We start from the raw sequence: 23,917 nt of genomic DNA, 5'->3' as shown, positions 1-23,917 counted from the left end.
AGCATCAGTGGAACTGCACGGCCTTCTGGGAACTTCAGACGGGTACGCAGTCGCCGATTCCTTCGCCCTGTACCAGATTGCAACCGGCCACACCCCGGCCGCGTCGTCGTTGAAAGCCGCGGTCAGCGCCAGAGAATTTCATCTCGTCATACCCTCCGTGACCTTCGCAGTGTCCTGTTCGATGCGCACCTGCTGGGACGAATACTGCGCGAAAGGACACCAATTCGGCACCGGCTCCGCCGTGCAGAGCCTCGTCGACCGGGGCAGTGTTGACATCGTCGAACTCTCACCGGACGACGCGGTGTCCGCGGGCAAGCTCTACGCGCGCTGCGCGGACCAGCGCGTCGAGGGCGCCGAGGTACTCGCGGCCTGTCATGCGTCCCACCTGGCGCATGTCCGCGGCACGCTGCTGCTCTCCACGTCGCGTGCCGCGTACTGCTATCCGGCCGCTGTCGAGCGATCCGGCCCAGTCCGGCTGATCTGAACGCTCCCGTCGCGCCGGTCCTCGGCGGGCTGCGGGCGGAGCGGAGCCAGGACGTCATCGCCGTAGACGTCTTCCACCCACTTCGGCCGGTAGATGGTGTCGAGATACCGCTCGCCCAGGTCCGGGGCTATCGCCACACAGGTGAGCCGGGTCCGCGGGGCCGCCGCGTCGAGCCACTGCCGGGCGCCGCTGACGACGGTTCCCGTGGACCCCCCGAAGACGAAGCCGACCGCGGCGAGCCGGTGGCAGGTCCGCACAGTCTCGGCCTCCGGGACGGTGATGACCTCGTCGACGAACTCCTCGTCCAGCAAGGCCGGCCGTACCCCCGAACCGAGCCCCGGAATCATGCGCGGCTCGGGCGGATGGCCGAAGGTCACGGAGCCCACGCTGTCCACGGCGACGATACGGACGTGTGGGCGGTTTTCGCGGTACCAGCGGGCGCAGCCCATCAGCGTGCCCGTTGTGCCGGCCCCCACGAACAGGACGTCCAGCCGGGGAAAGGCCCGGTCGACGGCGGGTGCCGTGTGGCGGTGGTGCGCGCGCCAGTTCGCCGTGTTCGCATACTGGTTGAGCCAGACGTACCGGTCGTCGTCCGCGCACAGGGCGCGCACATGGTTGATGCGCGCGGCGAGGAACCCGCCGTCCCGGTCGGGTTCGGTGACCGTGTGCACCGTGGTGCCGAGCACCGACATGATCCGCCGGGCGGCCAGCGTGCACCGCGGGTCGGTGACACAGACGAATCGGTAGCCCTTGTTGGCCGCGATGACACTGAGCGCTATGCCCAGGTTGCCCGACGAGGACTCCACCAGGATCGAGTCCGGCCCGAGCACACCGTCGCGTTCCGCTGCCTCGACCATCTCCACGGCGGCCTTCTGCTTGATGGAACCAGTGAAGTTGAAGCCCTCGCACTTGAGGAAGAGCGGAATCCCAAGAACAGTGTCCAGGTCGACGTAGAGATCGTCCTGGTTGAACTCCTGGGGCGCCGAAATGACCGGCACGTGCGTGCTCCCCGCCTCAGCCGTAGCGTCGCATGTCGTGGAAGAACCCGTCCACGACCCGCAGTTCGTCCGACGCCACGACCACGTCGTAGACATGTCTGCCGAGTGCCAAATCAAGCACGCCCAGGCCGAACGGCGAGAACACCACGGGCCGTCCGGCCGCAGGGCGCAGGGTCCCGGTCAGGACGTCGTAGAGAGTGCCAGCGACGAAATCGCGGTGGCCGGTCCGCTGTTCGGCCAGGTGCAGCGAGGTGGCGGCCTTGAGGCAGTGGTCGACATCGTCAACGATGTTGGTGGCGGCCAGGACCGCCTCGGGCGCTAGGTCCCGCAGTGACAGGTGGAGGACGAGCGGGTTGTGGTCGAACCAGGACGGGTCCGTGACGTGCGGGGTTGCGGCAACCGTCGCGAAGACCACCAGGTCCGAGGAACGGATCAGGGCCTCGGCGTCCTTGTGCCGGGTGACCGGCCCGCGCTCACCGGAGCGGTGCAGATACTCCTCGAACCCGGCGGCGTGCTCCGCCTCGAGGTCGTACACGCCGATCTCGTCGAACGTCCAGCCCGTGCCGGCCAGGAAGCCGTGGACGTACCGGGCAATGAGGCCTGTACCGAAGAAGCCGATCCGGGCTGGGCGGACGCCTCGCGCGTCCGCGATGCGGTCCGCTGCGAGCGCCGCCGAGGCAGCCGTGCGGGCGGCACTGATGATCGAGCTTTCCAGACACGCCAGCGGATATCCGGTGTCGTGGTCGTTGAGGATGAGCACCGCTGACGCCCGGGGAATGCCGCGGCCGACGTTCTCCGGAAAGCTGGAGATCCACTTCAGGCCGTCGGTGCGGACCTCGCCGCCGACGGACGCGGGCAGCGCTATGATCCGGGCCGACGGCCGGTCCGGGAAGCGCAGGAAGTACGACGGCGGGTTGACGGTCTGTTCCTCGCCGTGCAGCCGGTAGGCGGTCTCGATGAGGTCGACCACCTCGCGGTGGCGGCCGTCGAGCACCTGCTGCACCTGGGCGCCGGGGATCACGGCGAACGACGGCGTCGCACTCTGCTCGGGGCGGAATTCGGACATGTTGGCTCCTGAAGGTCCTCGGAAGGTCAGTCGGTCACACCGGGCAGTACGTGCCCGGGAGGACGCACCGGCTCCCCGAAGACCGCGATGATGTCGCGTTCGCCCCGGTACGCCTCGCGGCTGTGGGCCATCCTCAGGTTGTCCACGACCAGTACGTCCCCCACCTGCCATGGTTCGCTGACCGTGACCGTCGCGTACGCGTCGTTGATGGCCGCGACCACCGGCTCGGGCACAGGCGTTGCGTCGCCGTAGAAGGTGGTAAAAGGCAACGCCTCCGGGCCGTACAGGGAGAGCAGGTATTCCCTGATCGCCGGGTCCATCGTGAACTCGTTCAGGAACGCGATCTGGTTGAACCACAGGCGTTCACCGAGCACCGGATGCGCGACGATCGCCGCCCGGCGCTGCACCGTGCGCAGCGACCCGTCCGGCAGCCAGCGGTGGTCCACGGCGTGGTCGCGGCAGTACGCGGACACCGCCTCGGGATCGTCGGTGCCAAAGGCCTCCGCCCAGCCCAGCCCGACGTCGCCGTAGTGCCGGGCGAGCAGCCAGCCGTGCCGCTCGAACGGGGCCACAAGATCCGCGGGGAGTGCACCGAGGACCTGCCGGGCGTCGGCCAGGGCGGTGGCACCGCCCTGCTGCGGCGCCCGCAGACAGCCGAAGAGCGCGATGCCCGGCACCTCGTCCGCGTAGCTCAGCTCGTGGTGCATGCACATGGGCTCGTCGGCGGGCCACCGCGACGCCGAGTACACGCCCTGGCCGGCGTCCTCGCGGGCCGCGAAGCCCTCCCGCTCCACCATCGGTGTCACCCCGAGGGCGTGTGCCACCTGCGCCAAGTCCGCAGGTGCGGCGAGGCCGAGTCCGCGCAGGAGGACCGCGCCGTGACGGGTGAGTGACTGCCGTACCGCAGGCGCGGGCAAGTCCCCGTGCGCGACCTGGAGGACCGGGGGGCGCCCCGGCTCCAAGACGAGGCGAGAGCCGTCGGAAAGGACCTCGGACGTCGAGGCCGTCGTCACATCAGTCATCGGTGTCAGCCCTATGGAGAGTCGGTGGCCACGGCCGCCGCGGCCTTGGCGTCGAGGAGCGCCGCCAGGTCCGCCAGTAGCGGGGTCTCCCGCAGTTCCAGGGGCGAGGCCGCGCGGTCGAGGCCGATGGCCAGTCGGATGAGAGACAGCGAGGTGCCGCCCAGGGCATAGAAGTCCGACGTGCGGCGGATGCTCGCAGCCGGCACCTTCAGCACGTCGGCCCAGAGTCCGGCCAGCCTGCGCTCGGTATCGGTTGATGGAGCCTCACCGCCGAATCCGTCGGCCGCCGACCGGCCGTCGGGGGCGTCCAGCTCTTCGGCGATCCGGACGAGCGCCTTGCGGTCGGTCTTGCCGTTGCCGGTCAGCGGAAGCTCGGGCAGGTGGTGGAAGCGGCGCGGCACCATGTAGCCGGGGAGGATCTCGCCCAGGGCCGCCGCAAGCCGGTCGGCGCAATGCTCGGCGCCCGTACAGAAGGCGGCGAGTTGCCGGCGCTCTCCGGTGCCGACCACGATCACGGCGCTGTCGCGTATGCCGGGTACTTTCAGCAGCGCGTTCTCGATCTCTCCGATCTCGATCCGGAAGCCCCGGATCTTCACCTGTGCATCCCGGCGTCCGAGGAACTCGAGGCGTCCGTCGGGCAGCCAGCGGCCGAAGTCCCCGGAGCGGTACATCCGCTCCCCGGGTACAAGCGGATCGGGCACGAAGGCGGCACGGGTGCGCTCCTCGTCGTTGACGTAACCGCGGCCCACGCACACACCGGAGAAGGCGATCTCGCCCGGGGAGCCGAGCGGGACGGGTCGCAGCGCTGCGTCGAGGACGTACACCCGCACGTTGGCGATCGGTCTGCCCAGGGGCACCGAGGCCTCGTCCGGTACGCGCCGCATCACCTCGTGGTTGGTGTCGTCCGACGTCTCCGTCAGACCGTACGCGTTGACGAGGGCGACCTGGGGACAGGTGGCGAACCAGCGCTCGACAAGTTCCTTCTTCAGGGCCTCGCCGGTCGCCGACACACAGCGCAGATGGGGCAGCCGACGCCGGGCACGGTCGAGTTCGGCCAGCACCGTCTCCAGGTAGGACGGCACCACCTGGAGGACCTCAACGCGCTCCGTGTCGAGGGTGTCGACAAGCAGCGCCACGTCCTGGACGACGGCCTGGTCCACGATGACGGTACGACCGCCGACGGCGAGCGCCGCGACGAGCTGCCACAGGGAGATGTCGAAGCACTGGGGCGCGGTCTGCGCCACCACGGTGCCCTCCGTGACACCGAGGTCCTCGATTTTGGCGAGGAGGTGGTTGAGGAATCCCGCGTGCTCGCACACGGCACCCTTGGGTGTACCGGTGGAACCGGAGGTGAAGTACAGGTAGGCGCTCTGGCCGGCCGCGACGGGCACCTTCGGGTCAGTCACCCGGCCCGGAGCGGCGAGCAGCTCTTCAACGTGGTCGATGCGGAGGCCGGGTAGCCGGGCCCAGGCGGTGTCGAGGGCGCGGGAGACGCCACGGCGGGTGAGGACGTGCCGGCAGTCGGCCCTCCCTAGCATGTCCGCGACGCGGTGGGCGGGGAACTGCGGCTCCACCGGGAGGTAGACGCCGCCGGCCTTGAAGACGGCGAGCACGGAGGCGAGCCACTCCAAGTCGCGCTCCATGACCACGCCAACCACGTCCTCGGCGCCCAGTCCGGCTTCCAGCAGGGTGTGCGCAAGCTGGTTGGCACGCTGGTTGAGTTCCGCGTACGTCCACGCCGTGGCGTTGTGCACGGCGGCGACATCGTTGGGACGGAGCCGCACCTGCTGCTCGAAGAGTTCGTGGACGCGCCGGTCGGGCCGTTCTCGAGAGGGGCCCGCCAACTCGTGGACCTGGTAGGCGACTTCTTCGCCCGGCACCGGACTCCACTCATGGTGCGGATCATCCGGTGCCTCGGTGAGCGCGCGCAGTGCCGCGAGCAGGTACGCGGCGAAGCGTCCCGCCTGGTTGCCGCCCACGGCCTGCGGACGGTGACGGAGCACCAGCGTCAGCGAGTCGCCGTCCCGGGACAGGCCAGCCGCGAGGACGGCGCCCGTCGGAAGGTCGGTGTCGTGGGGCTCGCGCCCCACGACGAACAGCGCGTCGAAGAGGGAGCCCCGGGGACCGGATTCTGCTGCCGTGAGGGTCCGCAATGCTTCTGCGTAACCCGGAAGGTGCAGGACCAACTCCGACTCCGCACGGGCCACGTCGCTGAGGAGCCGGGACCAGGTGCCGTCGGCGACGGACACCGGGCAGGGCACCGGCCCACCACCAGCGGGCGGGTAATATCCGCAGATCACGGCATGGTCGGCGATAACCTGCCCCAATACCTTGACGAACGCGGCGAGGACAGCTGTGTCCAGTGCCACCGCGGATCGCTGACACATGTGCTGCAGCGCGTGCGCGGTCATCGGCGGGACGGCGACGTGCACCGCCGCCGGCGCACCGGGGGCCACGGGCGGCACGCGACGCCCGACAGCTCCGACGGGCTGTGGCTGGTTTCCCGGCCACGAGGGCAGAGGCGTGCACCCGCTGCCCGTGAGCACACGTTGCCAGAACGCTCCAGCCGGCCCAGTCTCCACACCCCAACCTTTCGGCGCTCCATGACCTGGGCCCCGCTGGACCCTTCAGCTGACACTGCGGACGTTAAGCGGGCGGCTTATCAGAGGAGTATCGATCGGAATCCGTCCACGCGCTCCCTCGCTCATCAGCAAGTGGCCAGCTTTGCACCGGACATGCGCGTGAGAGCGGCGTGCCGCTCCACCTCGGTCTCTTCCGCGAGCGCTTTCTCCCGGGCCCACAGACGCACCAGCTCGTGGAAGGTGTAACGCAGCGCCCCTGTGGGGGTCACGCCGACCACCCTCACGAAATGCCTGTCGAAGAGCTGCTCCATGGCGTCTTCAGCCTCGGCCGGGTCGACGGCGAGCAAAGCAGCACCGGTGCAGGCGGTGAAGTTCCGTGCGTCAAGCAGCCCCAGCATGCGGCACATGCGCGCTGCGGTGCCGGTCAACGCGTGGTACCCGCGCTCGAACCCGCCCCGCAGTTCCACGCCACCGGCACCGAGTTCTCGCAGCCGCCGGTTGTCATCGGTGAGGCGGTACACGAAGTGCCGTACGGACCAGTGAGGTTTGGCGATGAGACGCCCCGCGGCTGCACGCAGCGCGAGCGGCAGCCCGCCACACAGCCGACACAGCTCGCGCACGGCCAAGGTGTCGTCCAGGGCTCTGCGCTCGCCGACCAGCCTCGTCACCAGGTCTGCGGCCTCGGATAACGGCAGAGCATCCAGCTCGACGTGGACCGCTCCCCGACCGACGGCCAACGGGTCCTGGCGCCCGTCGGTGGTTACGAGGAGCCGTGAGTCGCCGCAACCCGGTAGGAACGGCTGGACGTGCGCAAGCGTCCGCGCATTGTCAAGAACCACCAGGGCGCGACGCTCGGCGAGCAGGCTGCGATAGAACGAGACGCATTCGTCGAGCCGTTCGGGCGCACTCTCCGCGGCAACCCCGAGCACGCGCAGGAAACGGTGAAGCAAGGAGTGCACCGTGTCCGGTTCGTGACTCCACTCGTACTGGGAGAGGTCGGCGTAGAGCAACCCGTCGGGGAAGTAATCCAAGACGCGACTTGCCCAGTGCACCACGAGGCTCGTCTTGCCCACCCCGGCGGTACCGGCGACGACGCCCGTCCGCGCCAGCGGCCGACCGGGCGTGTTGTCCAGCAACGCATCCAGGGAGGCGAGTTCCGCACTTCGTCCGATGAGGTCCGGGACGTCTGCGGGCAGTTCCACCGGAATGGTGCGGCGATCGGGGCGGGGTGCCGCCTCCGCACTCAGGGCGAGTTCGGATGCGTCCTGAAGAATGGCGTTGTGCAGTTTGTGGATCGACGCGCTGGGCTCGATACCGAGCTCGTCGACAAACCGTCGGCGCCAGCTGCGGAAACCCTCGGCCGCCTCCGCTCTGCGTCCGCAACGGTACTGAGCCAGCATCAGGCTGTACCTCAGCTTTTCGTGCAGGGGGTGGCCATCAGCGACTGCGGACAGTTCGGTCAGTACCTCGTTGTGACGGCCGAGTGAGAGTTCCGCGTCGAACAACGCCTCGTAGACACCCAGGCGTTCGGCTTCCAGACGGGTGGACTCATCCTCCACGAACTGTCCGGCGACGCCGCAGTAGGCCGGCCCCGTCCACAGGTCGAGGGCCTTGCGATACAGGCCGACAGCGTCTTCGAGGCGCCCCTGCCGGGCGCTGTCGACGGCATCGGCCGTCATGGCAGCGAAGTCGCCGACATCTAGAGAGCAGGAGTCGGTCAGGAGCCGATATCCCGGATGAGTGGTCAGGATGACCGGTTCCCTGGCGTGGGCCGCGCGGAACGCCTTGCGCAAAGCCCCGATACAGATGGCCACCTGTGTGCGGGCCGTGGTGGGCGGTCTGATCCCCCACACCGCATCGACCAGGCTATCCACGGACACGACTCTTCCCCTGGCAAGTACAAGCATCGCGAAGATGGTGCGCTGCCGCGGACCGGAAATCGCTACTGGGCGACCGTCGACGGTCGCCAGCAGTGTACCCAGAGCCTTTATCGCGATGTGGTGGGAGCCAGCATCTTCTAAGTGGTCAATCTCACAAGAGGTCATGCCAAATTTCCCCCCTCCCCCGCTTTTCCCCGTAGCGGGCATAACTTTCGATCACTATAGGCATACGTCTCACAGGCTGGTCCGGATCTTTGGATGCCTTGCCGACGCACATGGTTGGCGTGCGGTGGCCGCCGTGGTCAGTACCGCACGCGGAGCTCAGTGAGGCCCCTGGTCGCCGCGGCGGGCTTCCAGCGCAGGCTGTCGACGTTCTCGGCTAGCGCGAGGCGGGGAAAGCGATCGAGCGTCAAGCGGATCACAGTGGCCAGCTGGAGTCGAGCCAAGGGTGCGCCGAGGCAACGGTGCACCCCGTGCCCGAAAGCGAGATGAGCTCCGGCTGTCGCGCCCTCGGACTTGCGCAGCGTGCGGTTGGCACCCATGAGGAAGACCAGGATCGGCTGCCCCGGACGGATGGTCACGTCTGCCACCTGTACGGGCTCGGTGACCGCTCGGCTGAAGCTCAGGGGGGCCGAGGGATTGGTCTGCAGCAGCTCTTCCACCTCGGCGGGGACGAGACTTGGGTCAGCGCGCAGGACGTCAGCACGCGTCGGGTCGTGCAGCAGAGTCAGAAAGGCGAGGCAGATCTGGTCGGAGGTGGAGTCGTAGCCCGCCATCAGCAGTGACAGCGACAGGGTGACCAGCTCACGATTCGTCAACTTCCCGTCACTGTCGGCGGCTTGGATAAGAGCGCTGATGAGATCGTCGCCCGGCTCACGCCGCTTCTGTCCGATGAGCTTCGTCATGTAGTGGGTGAGGCGGAAGGCCCGGGCCCGGCTGTCGGGGCCCGCGCCGCCCAGATCGAAGAGGACAGGCACCCACTCGCGGAAGCTCTCGTGGTCGGCGACCGGGATGCCGAGCATGTGACAGAGCACACTGAGCGGCAGCGGCGCGGCGAGTCCGGCGACCAGGTCGGCCGGCTGTTCCCCCGCCGCCAGCTCGTCCAGGAGTTCGTGCACGCGGTCTTCGATCATTGGGCCCAGTGCGGTGACACGGCGCTCGGTGAAGGCCCCGGCGACGATCCTGCGCAGCCGCGCGTGTGCCGTGCCATCCAGACTGATGATGGAATCGGGTGACGGGTCGATGCTGGCGAGCCGGGGCACATCCGGCGCCACGGTGGCCGCGCGGCTGAAGCGCGGGTCGGCGAGGACCTGACGGGCAAGGCGGTAGTCCGACACGGCCCAGCAGCCGGCGCCGTTCGGCATCCGCACCCAGCGGATGGGTGTCTCGTCATCGGGGTCACAAGGTATCGGCAGCGGACCGATCGGCAACTCCTCCGGTACGTCCGGGCCCTTGAGCGCGGCTCGCGAATTCTGCATCGGCATCTCCCCGTCATAATACGCCGCGGTCCACCATGCGCATGATGTTTATTGCTTCGTTTTCACTCATATATTGCCGCGCGCGCTGGGAGGTTGGCGCTTGCCACGACGGAGATCCTGTCCTAGGGTCCCGATTCGTCACGCAGGCGACGGGTCGACGGCCGGGCACACAGTCAGACTCACCCTTCAGTCACTTGAGCAAAATTCCGTGGGCATGTCGTGAGCAGCCCGTGTTCGCCGCCACTTACTACGCCATCGGCAACCTGCCCACATTTCACAGCGAATTAGCGCCGATCATCGCTCCGTAAACCGATGACGCGCGCCACTCTGGTCATTCCTGGAAGGACGTCCGATGTCCGATCTTCACGACGAGGTAACCCAGCGGCTTTCGGATACGCTAGGCATCGACAAGTCCCTCATCACCCCAGACGTGACCTTCGTCGAGCTCAAGATCGACTCGCTGGCTCTGGTCGAGTTCTCGGTGGTCCTGGATGAGGAGTACGGCGTTCCGCCCCTGGAGCTGACGCCGGACAGCACCATCGGCGAAGCGGTGGCTCTCGTGGCTGCCGCCATGAACGGCAGCGCCGAGGCCACGTCGTGAGCGCCCGCCCCGCCGTGGCGGTGACCGGCCTAGGCCTGGTCTCCCCGTTGGGTATCGGCATCGAGGCCACCTGGGCCAGACTCCTCGCAGGCGTGTCGACGGCTGCCACGGACAGTCTTCTACATGGGCTGCCCGTCGACTTCTGCTGCGCCGTGCCGGACTTCGACCCAGACTCCATGCTCGGACGCGGGCTGTCGTGGCGACTCGAACCGTATGCTCAGATGGCGCTTGTCGCGGCCCGGCAGGCCGTCACCGATGCCGGTCTCGACCCCACCACCTGGGACGGTTCCCGAGTCGCCGTCATCCTGGGGGTGGGCGGGACGAGCACCCGCCACTTTGACAAGCAGTTCCAGCGCTTCGCCGCTGAGCGCCATGACCGTGTCTCACCGCTGTTCATACCGCGCTGCCTCACCAACCTGGCAGCGGGTGAGATCAGCAGCGACCTGCGGGCGTTCGGCCCCAGCCTGAGTGTGAGCACGGCCTGTGCGTCCGGTGCCACGGCCATCGGTCTGGGCCGCGATCTGCTGCTCTCCGGCAGCTGCGACATCGCGGTCGTCGGCGGCGCCGAATCGGGACGAGCCCGCGCGACCAGCGTCGGCTTCAGCCGCATGGGAGCGCTGTCGACCCGCGTCTCGGCGCCAGCCGAAGCGTCTCGTCCCTTCGACGCCGACCGGGACGGCTTCGTGCTCGGCGAGGGCGCGGGCATCCTCGTGCTGGAGCGAGTCGCCGACGCACGGGCGCGCAGCGTCCGTGCCCACGGCCACGTCGCCGGCTTCGGCGCCTCCGCCGACGCGTACCACTTCACCACGCCCGATCCAGAAGGACGGGGCACGGAATTGGCCACGCGCACGGCCCTCGCCGATGCGGGCATGACGGCGTCCGACATCGGGCACATCAACGCCCACGGCACCGCGACCCCCCTCGGCGACATGGCGGAGGCTGCCATGCTGGGCCGGGTCTTCCCGCACGCTCCTCCGGTGACCGCCACCAAGAGCCTGATGGGGCATGCCCTGGGCGCGTCGGCTGCCCTTGAGGCGGCCTTCGCGCTCCTGACGCTGAGGCACCAGCGGGTGCCGGCCACCGCGAATCTGGACCGCGTGGACGAGGCGGCCGGAGAGCTCGACCTGGTCATGGAGAAGCCCCGGGACGTGGTCGCGGAGGCCGCCCTCAGCACTTCCTTCGGCTTCGGCGGCCAGAATGCGGCACTCATCCTGACGGCCGCCTGACCTCCGCCGCCCCCACTCTTCCCGTTTCCGCCCTACCCAGGAGGTTCTATCCATGGCCAGTATCGGCGTCGCACCACACGTCGGCTTGAAATCCGCGTACGAGACGGAGGGTTGGTGTGAGCCGCCCTACCGTTTCAGCGACGCCGCCGTGGCACTGCTTCGGGAGCGTACCCTCGCCATCAGCCGCGAGCGCAGGCCGGAAGTGGTGCACGAGAAGGACAGCGAGACCGTCCGGGCCATTCACGGCTGTCATGACTTCGACGAGGTGTGCGCGGCACTCGTGCGCCATCCGTACATCGTCGAGCTCGCCGAGCAGCTCGTCGGCGGACCCGTGTACGTCTACCAGTTCAAGATCAACCTGAAGCAGCCGCACGAAGGGGCGGCCTGGCCGTGGCACCAGGACTTCGCGTTCTGGCACGAAGAGGACGGCATGCCGCACCCGGACGCCGTGAACATCGCCATCTCCCTGGACAACGTCCACGAGAGCAATGGGCCACTCATGGCTATCCCAGGATCGCACCGCCTAGGCCTGCTCGACCTGCCGGACCGCCGCGCGGACGGCGAGGAGTCCGACTGGCGCAATCATGTCTCCGCCGACCTCGCGTACACCGTGAACGCCGACCGAGCCCGGACCCTCGCCGAGCAGAGCGGGCGGAAGCTGTTTCTCGGACCGCAGGGCTCCATCCAGGTCTTTCACCCCAGCATCGTCCATTCGTCGTCGAACAACGTGTCATCGGACCGCCGCGCGCTGCTTCTCATCACGTACAACGCGGTCACCAACGCCCCGACGCGGCCCACCCGCCCCGCGTTCCTGGTCTCACGCGACGCCACTCCCGTCGAGCCGCGCGCGGACGAGCGTCTGGAGCTGCAGGCACTCCCCGACCCCGCCGCCGCTCTCTGAGTCACCGAGCAGAAGTGCGAGACACCCGCATGACGACCCCACCCGCCGAGCAGCCGCCGCTGATCAACCTGGTGGACCCCGAGCTGTACGCGAAGGGCGACCCCTTCGTCCAGTGGCGTTGGCTGCGTGCCCAAGAGCCCGTGTACTGGCACGAACCCACGGAGTACCCAGGCTTCTGGGTCCTGTCCCGATACGAGGACATCCGCGCGGCCTACCGTGAGGTGACCACCTTCAGCTCCGCGCAGGGCATCCTGCTGCGCCCCGAGAGTCACGGCACCGATCCCGGCGGCGGCCGCACCCTCGCACTGACCGATCCGCCCCGGCACCGTCAGCTGCGCGGGCTGATCGACGAATGGTTCTCCGTGCGGTCGGCCCGGGCCATGGAACAGGATGTCCAGAGCGTCGTACGTCGCGTGGTGGACGACGCACTGGAACAAGAGACGTGTGACTTCGTCACGGACGTCGCCGCCCGTGTGCCGCTGTATGTGATCTGCAAGATGATGGGCATTCCCGACGCCGACTGGGAGAAGCTGTTCACGCTCACCAGCGACGCGTTCGGCGCCGGTGACCCGCTCACCCGGCGCCTCGCACACCTGGACATCCTCGGATACTTCGAGGCGCTTCAGGCGGACAAGGCGAAGAACCCGACCGATGACCTGGTAAGCGTGCTGGCGACGGCCAGTGTGGACGGTGAGCGCCTGTCGCCGGACGACGTGATTCTGAACTGCGACAACCTCCTCGTCGGCGGTACGGAGAACACGCGTATCGCGACAGCCGGCGGCATGCTCGCGTTTCTGCGCCAACCCGACCAGTGGCGGATCCTGTCGGACAACCCCGACCTGCTGCCGACGGCCGTGGAGGAGGTGCTGCGCTGGACGTCGACCGCCACGCACATCATGCGCACCGCGACACGGGCGGTGGAGATCAGTGGCCGCCGGATCGCCGCCGGGGATCGCGTCACTTTCTGGCTGCCCTCGGCCAATCGCGACGAGTCGGTCTTTCAGACCCCGGACCGTTTCGATGTCCAGCGGCAGCCGAACCGGCATCTGGCCCTCGGATTCGGGGCGCACTTCTGCGTCGGCAACGTGCTGGCCCGCGTGGAAATGCGGCTCTTGTACAAAGAGCTCCTCAGCCGCTCGATCGACGTGACGCTGGAGAGCACGCCGACGCTCTTGAGCTCTATCGTTGTCAACGGCCCTGAGCGGCTGCTCGTACGTATGACCACGTCTTAGCACCTTGCGGCGGATGTCCGGCATCAAACCAGCGCCGGAACAGGCAGTCACTCCCCCATTCTGTGCGGCCATCCGTGGCTGGAGAAATGGACTCGTCACATGCAATCGCCCTACCTGGTCCGCCATACTCTGCCTGGCAGTCCCCGTCGCCGCCTGGTCTGTTTCCCGCACGCGGGCGGCGCCGCGAGCTTCTATCGCAGCTGGGGCCAGTATGTCGACCAGACGGTGGAGATCCTGGCCGTTCAGTATCCCGGACGCGAAAACCGCTGGAACGAGCCGCTGATCCCAGCCATGGCCCCGCTGGCGTCGGCTGTCTCCGAAGCGCTGTGGGCCCTGCCGCCGCTGCCCACTGTGCTCTTCGGCCACAGCATGGGCGCCGCCATCGCGTACGAGGTGCTCATCCGCCTTGAGCAGGCGGGTGCGCCTCACATCACTCGCCTGTGCGTCTCCGGTCGGGCTCCCGGGAGTGCACCCCGTACAGCCGTCAGGACGGACGACGAGGTGGTCGAGAGAGTGATGTCATTGGGTGGCACCCACGCAGGTTTCTTCGACGACCCAGAACTGCGCGAGCTGTTCCTGCCCATCATCCGAAACGACTACCACCTCATCGACAGCTACCGGTGGGCCGCCGACACTCCCTTGTTGCGCGCCGACGTCCACGCTCTTACCGGTGCACAGGACCCTCGGGTCACACCCGAGGAGGTAGACCAGTGGCGGACAACGACCGCGGGTTCTTTCTCCCTCACGATTTTCGACGGAGACCACTTCTACCTGGTTCCAGCTGCGGAACAAGTGGTCGGCACTGTCATGGCAGAAGCACCGCCCTTCACGCCGTCACCCATCGGCGCTCACTGAGACGTTCCGTCTGCGCCCGAAGCCGACCGGCTCACACGAAGGCAGAACCTGCCGCCCTGACTGCATGCCAGCGGGTTTGACGGCGCATGGCTCCCGTCACAATCTGACAGTTCGAAACGGTCTTGGCAATGGTCAGGGCCGGGATCTGGAGTGGCAAGTAGTGTTAAAACGCCATAACCTGACCTCGTATCAGCATGACATCTGGGTGGCTGGCTTGTTGCTGCCCGATAATCCCCAGTTCAACTGTGTGATGCACACACGCCTCGAGGGCGAGGTGGACCGATCCGCACTGGTGCGGAGTATCGAACGGGCCCACTCGGAGATCGACGCACTCCACCTGCGATTCGACGAAGGCGAAGACGGCACGCCATATCAGCAGTTCAGCGAGGAGCCGCTCCGGATCGCCGTCATTGATCTGACGGAACATCACGATCCTGCTGCGGCATGTGCCGCCTGGATGGAGAGAGCGAAGGTCCGACCCTTCCCGTTGCACCGGAGTCCACTGATCGAAGTCAGTCTGCTGGTGGAGAGCCCGGCCGTGACACATGTGCACTCGAAGGTGCATCACCTCGCCGCTGACGGAGTCTCGGGCGCGCTGTTCGATCGGCGCGTCTTCGATCACTACAGGGCCGCGCTGGCAGGTGAGTCCGCCCCCGCAGACAAGCCGTCGGCATACCTTCCGTTCGTGGAGGCCGACGCCAAATATCGGGCGTCGCAGGCGTATCTGGATGACCTGGCTTACTGCCGCAGCGCCGTCGAGGGCGCGGTACCGGCACTCTTCACACGCAAGGCGGCCTCGGGCGGCCGAGGCAGCGCCAGCCACAGCTTCGTGATCGAGCGCGAGACGATGGATCGCATCCGCGCGGCCGGGTACACGCCGTTCGCTTACCTTGCCACAGTGCTCGGCGGCTATCTCTCCCGGGTCCTGGACCGGGACGAGGTCATTCTCGGGATCGCGCTGGCCAATCGCTGGGGCGCACAGAAGAGGGTCGTCGGCGACTTCGCCAACACCCTGCCGTTGCGGCTGTCCGCGACGGACACGACATCGCTGCACGACCTGGTCGGCCAAGTGCAGGACGCGATCCTGCCGCTGGCGCGCCACTCACGGCTGTCGCTGGGCGATCTCCTTCGCGCACTTCCCCGCCCGAGTACGGGCAACGACGCCAGGCAGCTGTTCGACGTCACGTTCTCATATCTCCAGACCGCCCGGCCCGAGGACGTCCCCGGAGCGGTCCGCGAGACGAACCTGCTCAATGCCGGCTGCCATGACCAGGACGCCCTCAACGTCTATGTGACGGTGCCCGAGCGCGGCGGCGACGCCCGGGTCGACCTGGTCTACGCGGAAGACGTCTTCGACGCGGACTTTCCCATCGAGTCCGTGGCCGGCCATCTGCAGTCCCTGGTGCATGATGGACTCGGGAACACCGACTTGCCGGTGACCGCCGTTCCCATGCTGACCCCAGGCGAGCGCGCCGACCTCGGTGAGGGGCGTAGCCGCGGGCCGGTCGTCGCCTTCCCGGAGCAGGCGACCGTACACGGGCTGTTCGAGGCTCAGGTGGCACGCGACCCCGACCGGATCGCCCTGGTGGGCCCGGCCGACGACCAGACCATGACCTACGGCGAGCTCGACAAGCGCGCCAACCGGCTCGCGCGTGCCCTGCGAGCCGAGGGGGTCGGGCCCGGCGACCGGGTCGCCATCATGATGGAGCGCGGCCCGCAGCTACTGGTGGCGCTGTTCGGAGTACTGAAGGCCGGCGGTGCCTACGTTCCGGTGGACCCCGGCTATCCGGAGCAGCGCATCCGCTTCCTGATCGAGGACAGTGACGCCAGAATCGTGCTGGCCGACTCGGCGGTGCCCGCGGGGGCCGCAAAGGCCCCGAGACTGCGTCGAGTGGCGGAACTGGTGGACTCTGAGGAATCCGCACAGCCGGTGCAGCCGCTTGCCACCTCCGGCGACCTCGCTTATGTGATCTACACCTCGGGCTCGACGGGTACCCCGAAGGGCGTCATGGTGGAACACCGCTCGGTGGTCAACCGCCTGGCGTGGATGCAGCACGCCTATCCGATCGGAGAAGGCGACACTCTGCTGCAGAAGACACCGGTCTCCTTCGACGTCTCGGTGTGGGAGCTGTTCTGGTGGGCGATCGAGGGGGCGCGGCTGGTGCTGCTGCCGCCCGACGGCGAGAAGGATCCGAAAGAGATCCTGCACGTGGTCGGCGAACACCGGGTCACCATGCTGCACTCCGTACCCTCCATGCTGGGCCCTCTCCTGGAATTGCTCGACAACTCGTCATACCCTGCCGAGCAGGTCGGGTCGCTGCGGTACATCTTCTGCAGTGGTGAGGCGCTGGCTCCGGCGAGGGTCGAGCAGTTCAACCGGGTCACGGCCCGGAGGACGGCGCTCACCGCCAGGCTGGTCAACCTCTACGGGCCCACCGAGGCGACCGTGGACGTGTCCTGGTACGAGTGCCCGGCGACCTGCGGACAGCGCGTCGTCCGGGTACCGATCGGAATCCCGGTGGACAACACCCAGCTGTACGTGCTGGACCGGCACGGGGAGCTGCAGCCCGTCGGTGTGCCCGGCGAACTGTACATAGGCGGCGTGCAGGTGGCCCGCGGCTACCTGCACCGGCCCGAACTCACCCGGGACAGGTTCGTCGACGACCCATTCACCCCGGGTGGCCGGCTCTACCGGACGGGTGACCGGGCACGATGGCTGGCCGACGGCACTCTGGAGTACCTCGGCCGCGCCGACGGCCAGGTCAAGATCCGAGGCAACCGCGTGGAGACCGGCGAGGTTTCCGCGGCTCTTGCCGCTGTCCCCGGGGTACGCGATGCCATAGTCGTGGACCGCCACGAGCCCTCCAGGGGGACCCATCTCGTCGGTTACTACGTTTCCGAGGAGGAGCATGAGCCGGACGGTCTGCGCAGGATCCTCGGCGAACGACTTCCGGAGTTCATGATCCCGTCGATCTTCCAGCGGATCGATCGCATCCCACTCACTCCCAACGGCAAGGCCGACCGCTCGGCCCTGCCCGCGCCGAGCGGCGCGACCGCGCCGTCGGAGAGTCGGCCGCCTGCCAACGCCGTAGAGGCGGAGCTTGCCGCCATCTGGGCCAGCGTGCTGCGCATCGGGACGGTGGGGGTGAATGACGACTACTACGCCCTGGGCGGCGACTCGATCACCATGTTGCGCATCCGCGCCCAGGCCGAGCGACGCGGGCTCCTTTTCTCCCTCGCCGACCTGGTGAGCCACCCCACCATCGAAGCTCTCGCGGCCCTGCTCTGCTCCCGCACCGACCTACGTGCCGCCGATCCGGAACTGACGCCGTTCGCGCTCATCCCCAATGTGGACCGGGCCCGGCTGGCCGCGGCCCAGGACGCCTACCCGCTGACCCGCCTTCAGCTGGGCCTGCTCTACCACGGTAATCGCGGCGAACGGGCTGCTGCCTACCGAGACGTCTTCCGCTACAGCCTGGAGTTGCCCTGGGCGGAGCCGGCGTTCCGCGCCGCATTCGCTGCGCTGGCAGAACGTCACCCGGTGCTCAGGTCCTCGTTCGACCTGGCCCGCCTCAGCGAACCGGTGCAGATCGTCCACACCACCGCGGTCGACGTACTCGAAGTCCTCGACCTCAGGTCCTCGACCGATGCCGAGGCGGAGATCGGCAGGTACATCGAGGAGCGCCGTCACCACGACTACGCCCTGGAACAGGGAGAGCTGTACCGGCTGCGTGCCCATCTGCGGCCCGACACCGTGGAACTGGTGCTCAGCTTCCATCACGCGCTCCTCGACGGCGGCAGCGTGGCCAACCTGATGGCGGAACTGCTCCAGGACTACGCACACCGGCTGGGCCTTCCCATCGACCCGGTGGACGACGGTGCGCTGCCGTCCGGAGCCCACTTCGTCCGCGCCGAACAGCAGGCTCTGCTGTCACAGGAAAGCCGCAGCCACTGGCGGCAACTCCTCGCCGGCGCCGAACCGCTGGCGCTGGGCACGCTGCGCCCGAATCAAACGCCGACGGGCCGCACCGGACAGACCGTCCGCGACGTCGAGCTGCCGGAGGACCTCACCGTCCGCATCGAACAACTCGCCCGGGACAACGCGCTGCCGGTCAAGTCCGTCTTCCTCGCCGCCCACTGCCTGGCGCTGCAGCTTCTGGCCGGGACGGACGACGTGACGACCGGGATGATCACGCACGGGCGGCCGGAGCTGGAGGGCGGCGACCGGATCGCCGGACTGTTCCTCAACACGGTGCCCGTGCGGCGGCGCGAACGCGGCGCCAGCTGGCTGGACGTGGTGCGGGAGGTGTTCCGGCAGGAGCAGGAGGGCCACCCGCACAGGCGCTATCCGATCAGCGCCATCCAGCAGGATCACGGCGCGCCGGTGATGCGCACGGCCTTCAACTACGTGCGCTTCCGTCAGCTCGATCAGGTGCTGGCACTGCCCGGCATCCGGCTGCGGGCGTTCGGCGCCTGGGAGGAGACCGACTTCGACCTGCTGGTCAACGTCTACACCGATCCCGACAGCGCAAAGGTGCGGGTGCGGGTCGACTGCGCCGACAACACCTTCAGCCCGGACCAGGCGGACCTGCTGGTCCGGTTCCTGGTCGCACTTTTGCACCGCATGACCGAACGCCCTGACGAGACACCGGACTTCGCCTTCCTCGCGCCGTCGCTGGTCCGGGCCGAACCCGGGGCCGACGCCCGGCGCGGCGTGGTGCAGCGGTTCCTGGAGCAGGCAGCAAGCACTCCGCAGGCGAATGCCGTGGTCATGGACGGTGAGCTGTGGACGTACGAGCGGCTGGCGAATGCCTCCCGTGCCGTGGCGCGGCAGCTGCTCGCCGCCAGACTGCCCTCCGAGGCCCGGGTCGGTATCGCGATGGACCGCTCGCCGCTGACCGTCGCGGCGATGGTGGGCACCCTCATGGCGGGCGCGGCGGCCGTACCGCTGGATATGGCGTTCCCGAAGGCCCGGATCTCCGCCATGGTCCGGCAGGCCGAGCCGTTCCGGATCATCACCGAGCGTCGGCATGAGGCGGACCTGGGCGACGGAGTCCCGCTGATGTACGCGGACTCCATCACCGAGGAGGTACCCGGCACGTTCGACATGCCCGAACCGGATCCCGAGTCGGTCGCGTACGTGCTGTTCACCTCCGGCTCCACGGGTGAACCCAAGGCAGTGGCTATGCCGCACCGCGGTATGGCCAACCTGGTGGCCTGGCAGAACCAGCAGAACAGCGGTGCCGTCAAAGGCGCGACGCTGGCCTACGCGCCGATGAGCTTCGACGTGTCGTTCCAGGAGATGTTCTCCACGCTCTGCGGAGGGGGCACGCTGCACCTCGTCGCGGAGTCCGAGCGGCGCGACCTCCCCGCGCTTCTGCGCCGGATCGACCGTGAGGGGATCGAGCGGGTCTTCTTCCCGTACGTCGTCCTCCAGCAGTTCGCCGAGGCGGCAACCACCCTGGGCATTGCCCCGCGCCGGCTGCGGGTGCTGGTCTCCTCCGGCGAGCAGCTCCGAGTCACAGGGGAGATCCGCGCGCTGATGGCCATGCTCCCCGGCGCCCTGCTTGAGAACCAGTACGGGCCGACGGAGTCCCATGTCGTCACCGCCTTCACGATGACCGGTGACTCCACCGCCTTTCCCGCGCTGCCGCCCATCGGCCGAGCCGTCGACGGCGCCGAGGTCCATGTGCTGGACTCCAGGCTGCGGCCGGTACCGAGAGGAGCCCTGGGCGAGCTCTACATCGGTGGGGTGTGCCTGGCCCTCGGCTATCCGGGACGGCCCGACCTGACCAGGGAACGGTTTGTCGACCACCCGTCCGGCACGGCGGGCGAGGTCCTGTACCGCACGGGCGACCTCGCCCTCACCCTGCCCGACGGGGGCATCGTCTGCGTCGGCCGGGCGGACGACCAGGTCAAGATCCGCGGCTACCGGGTCGAGCCGGCCGAGGCCGAGCTGGCCGTTGCCCGTCTTGCCGAGGACGACCCCGGCATCCAGGAGGTGGCGGTCGTCGCCAGGCGGGCGGAGGACGGCAACGTCTTCCTGACGGCGTTCCTCAGCGGCGATCCGGCCCGCGCCGACCTGGACGGCCTCAGGAGCCGACTGCGGGACATGCTGCCGGAGTACCTGGTGCCGTCGCGGTTCGAGTGGCTGCCCGCCTTGCCGCTGACCCCCAGTGGCAAGCGAGACGACGCCGCGCTGCGCAGCATCCCGCTCACCGGTCCCGACACCACCGCCGGCCGGGCCGCCGACACCACCGCACCACGGGACGAATACGAACGGGTGCTGGCGGACATGCTGGCCGACCTGCTCCGAGTGCCGAGCGTCGGCGTGCACAGCAATATGTTCGACCTCGGCGGCACCTCACTGACGGCGATGCGGATGGTGGTGCATGTGGAGCAGCGCTATGGCGTCGCCATCTCGCTGTCCGACTTCATCGCCGCTCCGACCGTGGCCGAGCTGGCGAACCGCCTGCACTCGGACGCGGCCGTACCGGTCTTCGATCCCCTGGTGCCGATCAGGCCGGAGGGCACCCGTCCTCCCCTCTTCATGGTCCACCCCATGGGCGGCAACGTGCTGTGCTATCTGCGGTTCGCCCGTCACCTGCCGGCCGGCCAACCGCTGTACGCCCTTCAGGCCGCGGGTGCCGACCCGGGCATGGCACCGCTTCGCTCCTTGCCGGAACTCGCGGAGAGCTACCTGGCCGCCGTGCGACGGGTGCAGCCGCACGGGCCGTACACCATCGGCGGCTGGTCCTTCGGGGGCTTCGTCGCCTTCGAGATGGCCAGGCAGCTCACGGCGGCAGGCGAGGAGGTCGCCGACCTGATCGTGCTGGACACCGTCGCCGCGACTCCGGGCACCCGCCCGCGCCACAGCGACGACCAGCTGCTGACCTGGTTCTTCTGGGAGATGCTCCTGACGCTCGGCGGAGACTCTGCGGTGTCGGGAATCCCGGCGGAACTGGTCACGCTGGAGGAGAAGTTCGCCTTCATCGCCGACTCCGCGGCACGATCCGGAGTGCTTCCCGCAGGCAGCTCGTCCGCTGTTGTCGAGCGGCTCTTCCACGTGTACGAGTCGAACTGGACGGCGGCGCTTCAGTACATGCCGGATACGACCGACCTGGACCTCACCCTCATCCGGGCGAATGACCCACTGCCTGAGGTGCTGCGGTCGATGCACGACTCGGCCGGCACCCGGTACCTGGACGCCGACAACGGATGGCGTCAGCTGACCGGCCGGCAGGTGGAAGTGGTCCAGGTCCCCGGAGACCATCTGTCGATCATGAAGGAACCCTACGTGGAACACGTCGCCAAGACCGTGGGCGAGCTGCTCGAGCGCAAGTCCGCAACCGTCTCGACCGACGAGACCAGGAAGGCCTGAACGCGTGGCAACCCCGATTCCCAACACCACAGCCGTCATCGTCGGGGCCGGCATCGGCGGATTGACCGCCGCCGCCGCGCTGCGCCGGGTCGGAATCGACGTCCGCGTCCACGAGCGTGCCACGGAATTAACCGCAGCCGGCTCCGGCCTGTCCGTCATGACCAACGCGATCAATGCGCTCGCCTCCCTCGGCATCACCCTGCCGCTGGAGGAGCACGGCCAGGCCATCGAGGATTTCACAATCATGGACCGACGCGGCCGGGTGATCCGGAAGCAGCCGTTGCCCGAGGTCGCCGCCCGGCTGGGTGCCCCGAGTGTGAACATCAGCCGCGCAGCTCTGCAGCACTTGCTCCTCGAAGCGGCGGGCGATGTCCCGCTGTCCCTCGGTGCTGCGGCCACGCACTACGAGACCGACGAGAACGGGGTCACCGTTCATTTCGGCGACGGAACCAGCGCGCGCGGCGGCATCCTCATCGGGGCCGACGGCTTCAACTCCGTGATACGCCAGCAACTCGCCGGGCCGGAGGAATCCCGCGACAGCGGCTACGTATGCTGGCTGGCGCTCGCCGCCTTCGACCATCCGCGCCTGCGCCCAGGGTATGTCGGCCACTACTGGGGGCGCGGACAGCGGTTCGGCCTGATAGACATCGGTCACGGCCGGTACTATTGGTGGGGTACGAAGAACATGGATGCCGCCCGCTCCCGGAACTGGACGGGTGGCAAGCAGGAGATCGTTCGCGCGTACGACGGCTGGGCCGAGGAGGTGCAGGCGATCATCCGCAGCACCCCGGAGGAGGACATCCTCGCCGTCCCCTCGCACGACCGGGCATTTCTCGAGAGCTGGGGATCAGGCCCCGTTACGCTGCTGGGTGACGCGGCACACCCCATGCTCACCAGCCTCGGCCAGGGTGCGGCCATGGCCATCGAGGACGCCGTGATGCTCGCCCACGCGCTCACGGAGAACCGGCACCACCCCCAGACCGCCCTGCGCGCCTACGAGGACCAGCGGCGCGAGCGCACGAAGGCGATGGTCACCGCGTCCCGGAAGCTGAGCGCCCTCGAACAGCTGGAGAACCCGGTCGCTCGCGCCATGCGCGACACCCTCTTCCGAGTGGCTCCCACGTCCGTGCTCTCCCGCCAACTGGAGGTGGCGTTGGACTTCCCGGCACCCGCCGGGAAGCTGCTCGGGCGGCCAGCCGCAAGAGAGTCGACCACGGTCGAGCCGAACACCTGATACGGGTGGACGGCATCGCGGAACTCACGCGACGCAGGCGGCGGGACTGACCGGGCAAGAGAGGCGTGTGGTGGACTCCCCGGCCTGATCCGGCCGGGGAGTCCACCCCGCCTCGGCCAGGGCCTGCGCTCGGGCGCCATCGCGCCGTGCTGGATGAGTTCTCCCGTATCGAGGAGATCAAGGGCCAACGCGCGGCGGCGGTGCTGTCCGCCGCGGGGCCCCGCCGTAAGACGGTTGGCGAGGCCCTCGTAGGACTCCGTTAGGTCTTCCTGCCGGACCTGTTCAGGAGCATGGTGAGTGTGTGGACGCACATGAAGTGAACCGAGTCCGGGCGAAGTTGGCGTTATTCGTGGCTGATGTGTTCGCCTCGGTACCGCGGAAGGACCAGCGGGCCAAGGGCGACTCCTACCTGCGGGGACTGATGCTGGACGGCCGCCGCAAGTCCATCCAGGCCATGGCCTCGCGACTGCCGGACGGCAACGAGCAGAACCTGCAGCAGTTCGTGAACCAGTCCACGTGGGATCCGGTGCCAGTACAACGGCGGATCGGCGAACGGATGCTGCCGCTCATCACCCCGAAGGCCTGGGTGATCGACGATGTGTCGGTGCCCAAGGACGGCCGGATGTCGGTGGCCGTGGCCCCGCAGTACTGCGGAGCGTTGGGTAAACGGGCGAACTGCCAGGTCGCGGTCAGCGTCCACGCCGCCACCGACACCGCCTCCTGCCCGCTGCAGTGGCGCCTGTTCCTGCCCGAAGAGTGGGCGTCGGACACCGGCCGCAGGACCGTCACCCAGGTTCCACCCGAGGCCACACATCGCGAGAAGTGGCGGCTGGCCTTGGACATGCTCGACACGCTGGCCGGCTGGGGCATGAGGCCGCCGGCCATCGTGGCCGACGCCGCCTACGGCACCAACGCGCACCTGCGGGCCGCCCTGGCGGACCGCGGAATCGACTACGTGCTGGCCGTCCGAGCGGATG

Annotated in this window: 15 protein-coding genes; 9 read left to right on the top strand and 6 right to left on the bottom strand. The window is 68.4% G+C overall.

Annotated elements, in window-relative coordinates; translation table 11 throughout:
- Positions 1-7: 7 nt before the first annotated feature.
- The gene (locus tag ACWD3E_RS41845) at positions 8-484 is read left to right on the top strand and encodes a hypothetical protein (RefSeq protein WP_451392715.1); all 477 of its coding nucleotides are present in this window, start codon (positions 8-10) and stop codon (positions 482-484) included.
- Here the strand turns inward: ACWD3E_RS41845 and sbnA are convergent.
- The 6 genes from sbnA to ACWD3E_RS41815 form a co-directional block, all read right to left on the bottom strand.
- Positions 439-1,482, bottom strand: coding sequence for a 2,3-diaminopropionate biosynthesis protein SbnA (gene sbnA, locus ACWD3E_RS41840; protein WP_451392714.1), 1,044 nt, complete (start codon positions 1,480-1,482; stop codon positions 439-441). The genes ACWD3E_RS41845 and sbnA overlap by 46 nt on opposite strands.
- A gap of 16 nt (positions 1,483-1,498) precedes the next feature.
- Positions 1,499-2,548: a 2,3-diaminopropionate biosynthesis protein SbnB gene (sbnB, locus tag ACWD3E_RS41835; protein ID WP_451392713.1), complete on the bottom strand. Its 1,050-nt coding sequence runs from the start codon at positions 2,546-2,548 to the stop codon at positions 1,499-1,501.
- Between the two features lie 26 nt (positions 2,549-2,574).
- Positions 2,575-3,570: a TauD/TfdA family dioxygenase gene (locus tag ACWD3E_RS41830; RefSeq protein ID WP_451392712.1), complete on the bottom strand. Its 996-nt coding sequence runs from the start codon at positions 3,568-3,570 to the stop codon at positions 2,575-2,577.
- A gap of 11 nt (positions 3,571-3,581) precedes the next feature.
- Complete coding sequence (locus tag ACWD3E_RS41825) at positions 3,582-6,026, bottom strand: non-ribosomal peptide synthetase (protein WP_451392711.1); 2,445 nt, start codon at positions 6,024-6,026, stop codon at positions 3,582-3,584.
- Positions 6,027-6,277: 251 nt separating this feature from the next.
- Positions 6,278-8,197 (bottom strand): BTAD domain-containing putative transcriptional regulator, encoded by a 1,920-nt coding sequence (locus tag ACWD3E_RS41820; protein ID WP_451392710.1) that lies wholly within the window; start codon positions 8,195-8,197, stop codon positions 6,278-6,280.
- Between the two features lie 137 nt (positions 8,198-8,334).
- On the bottom strand, positions 8,335-9,510 hold the full coding sequence (locus tag ACWD3E_RS41815; protein WP_451392709.1) for a cytochrome P450: 1,176 nt from the start codon (positions 9,508-9,510) through the stop codon (positions 8,335-8,337).
- 352 nt (positions 9,511-9,862) lie between these two features.
- Between ACWD3E_RS41815 and ACWD3E_RS41810 the strand changes: the two genes are divergently transcribed.
- From ACWD3E_RS41810 to ACWD3E_RS41775, 8 genes are all read left to right on the top strand, one after another.
- On the top strand, positions 9,863-10,111 hold the full coding sequence (locus ACWD3E_RS41810; protein WP_451392708.1) for an acyl carrier protein: 249 nt from the start codon (positions 9,863-9,865) through the stop codon (positions 10,109-10,111).
- Positions 10,108-11,337, top strand: a complete 1,230-nt coding sequence (locus tag ACWD3E_RS41805; RefSeq protein ID WP_451392707.1) for a beta-ketoacyl-[acyl-carrier-protein] synthase family protein — start codon at positions 10,108-10,110, stop codon at positions 11,335-11,337. Before ACWD3E_RS41810 ends, ACWD3E_RS41805 begins: the two co-directional genes overlap by 4 nt.
- A gap of 52 nt (positions 11,338-11,389) precedes the next feature.
- Complete coding sequence (locus ACWD3E_RS41800) at positions 11,390-12,238, top strand: phytanoyl-CoA dioxygenase family protein (RefSeq protein WP_451392706.1); 849 nt, start codon at positions 11,390-11,392, stop codon at positions 12,236-12,238.
- Positions 12,239-12,459: 221 nt separating this feature from the next.
- A complete protein-coding gene (locus tag ACWD3E_RS41795; RefSeq protein ID WP_451392705.1) occupies positions 12,460-13,470 on the top strand; it encodes a cytochrome P450 in 1,011 nt (336 codons plus the stop codon).
- Between the two features lie 99 nt (positions 13,471-13,569).
- Positions 13,570-14,325, top strand: coding sequence for a thioesterase II family protein (locus tag ACWD3E_RS41790; protein WP_451392704.1), 756 nt, complete (start codon positions 13,570-13,572; stop codon positions 14,323-14,325).
- A gap of 64 nt (positions 14,326-14,389) precedes the next feature.
- Positions 14,390-21,706 carry an amino acid adenylation domain-containing protein gene (locus tag ACWD3E_RS41785; RefSeq protein ID WP_451392703.1) on the top strand — a complete coding sequence of 2,439 codons (7,317 nt, stop codon included), beginning with the start codon at positions 14,390-14,392 and terminating at the stop codon, positions 21,704-21,706.
- Between the two features lie 4 nt (positions 21,707-21,710).
- Positions 21,711-22,940, top strand: a complete 1,230-nt coding sequence (locus tag ACWD3E_RS41780) for an FAD-dependent monooxygenase (RefSeq protein ID WP_451392702.1) — start codon at positions 21,711-21,713, stop codon at positions 22,938-22,940.
- A 301-nt stretch (positions 22,941-23,241) separates the two neighbouring features.
- Positions 23,242-23,917, top strand: a 676-nt coding sequence (locus ACWD3E_RS41775) for an IS701 family transposase (RefSeq protein ID WP_451392701.1), incomplete at its 3' end; no start/stop codon positions are given.

The sequence above is a fragment of the Streptomyces sp. NPDC002676 genome, from assembly GCF_053592455.1.
This window is presented reverse-complemented; position numbering and strand designations above follow the sequence as displayed.

What these genes read in the sequence shown, in the direction of transcription:
- ACWD3E_RS41790 (WP_451392704.1), top strand. Translation starts at nt 13,570, where the DNA reads ATGCAATCGCCCTACCTGGTCCGCCATACTCTGCCTGGCAGTCCCCGT.
- ACWD3E_RS41785 (WP_451392703.1), top strand. Translation starts at nt 14,390, where the DNA reads ATGCCAGCGGGTTTGACGGCGCATGGCTCCCGTCACAATCTGACAGTT.
- ACWD3E_RS41815 (WP_451392709.1), bottom strand. Translation starts at nt 9,510, where the DNA reads ATGCAGAATTCGCGAGCCGCGCTCAAGGGCCCGGACGTACCGGAGGAG.
- ACWD3E_RS41830 (WP_451392712.1), bottom strand. Translation starts at nt 3,570, where the DNA reads ATGACTGATGTGACGACGGCCTCGACGTCCGAGGTCCTTTCCGACGGC.
- sbnB (WP_451392713.1), bottom strand. Translation starts at nt 2,548, where the DNA reads ATGTCCGAATTCCGCCCCGAGCAGAGTGCGACGCCGTCGTTCGCCGTG.
- ACWD3E_RS41810 (WP_451392708.1), top strand. Translation starts at nt 9,863, where the DNA reads ATGTCCGATCTTCACGACGAGGTAACCCAGCGGCTTTCGGATACGCTA.
- ACWD3E_RS41800 (WP_451392706.1), top strand. Translation starts at nt 11,390, where the DNA reads ATGGCCAGTATCGGCGTCGCACCACACGTCGGCTTGAAATCCGCGTAC.
- ACWD3E_RS41820 (WP_451392710.1), bottom strand. Translation starts at nt 8,197, where the DNA reads ATGACCTCTTGTGAGATTGACCACTTAGAAGATGCTGGCTCCCACCAC.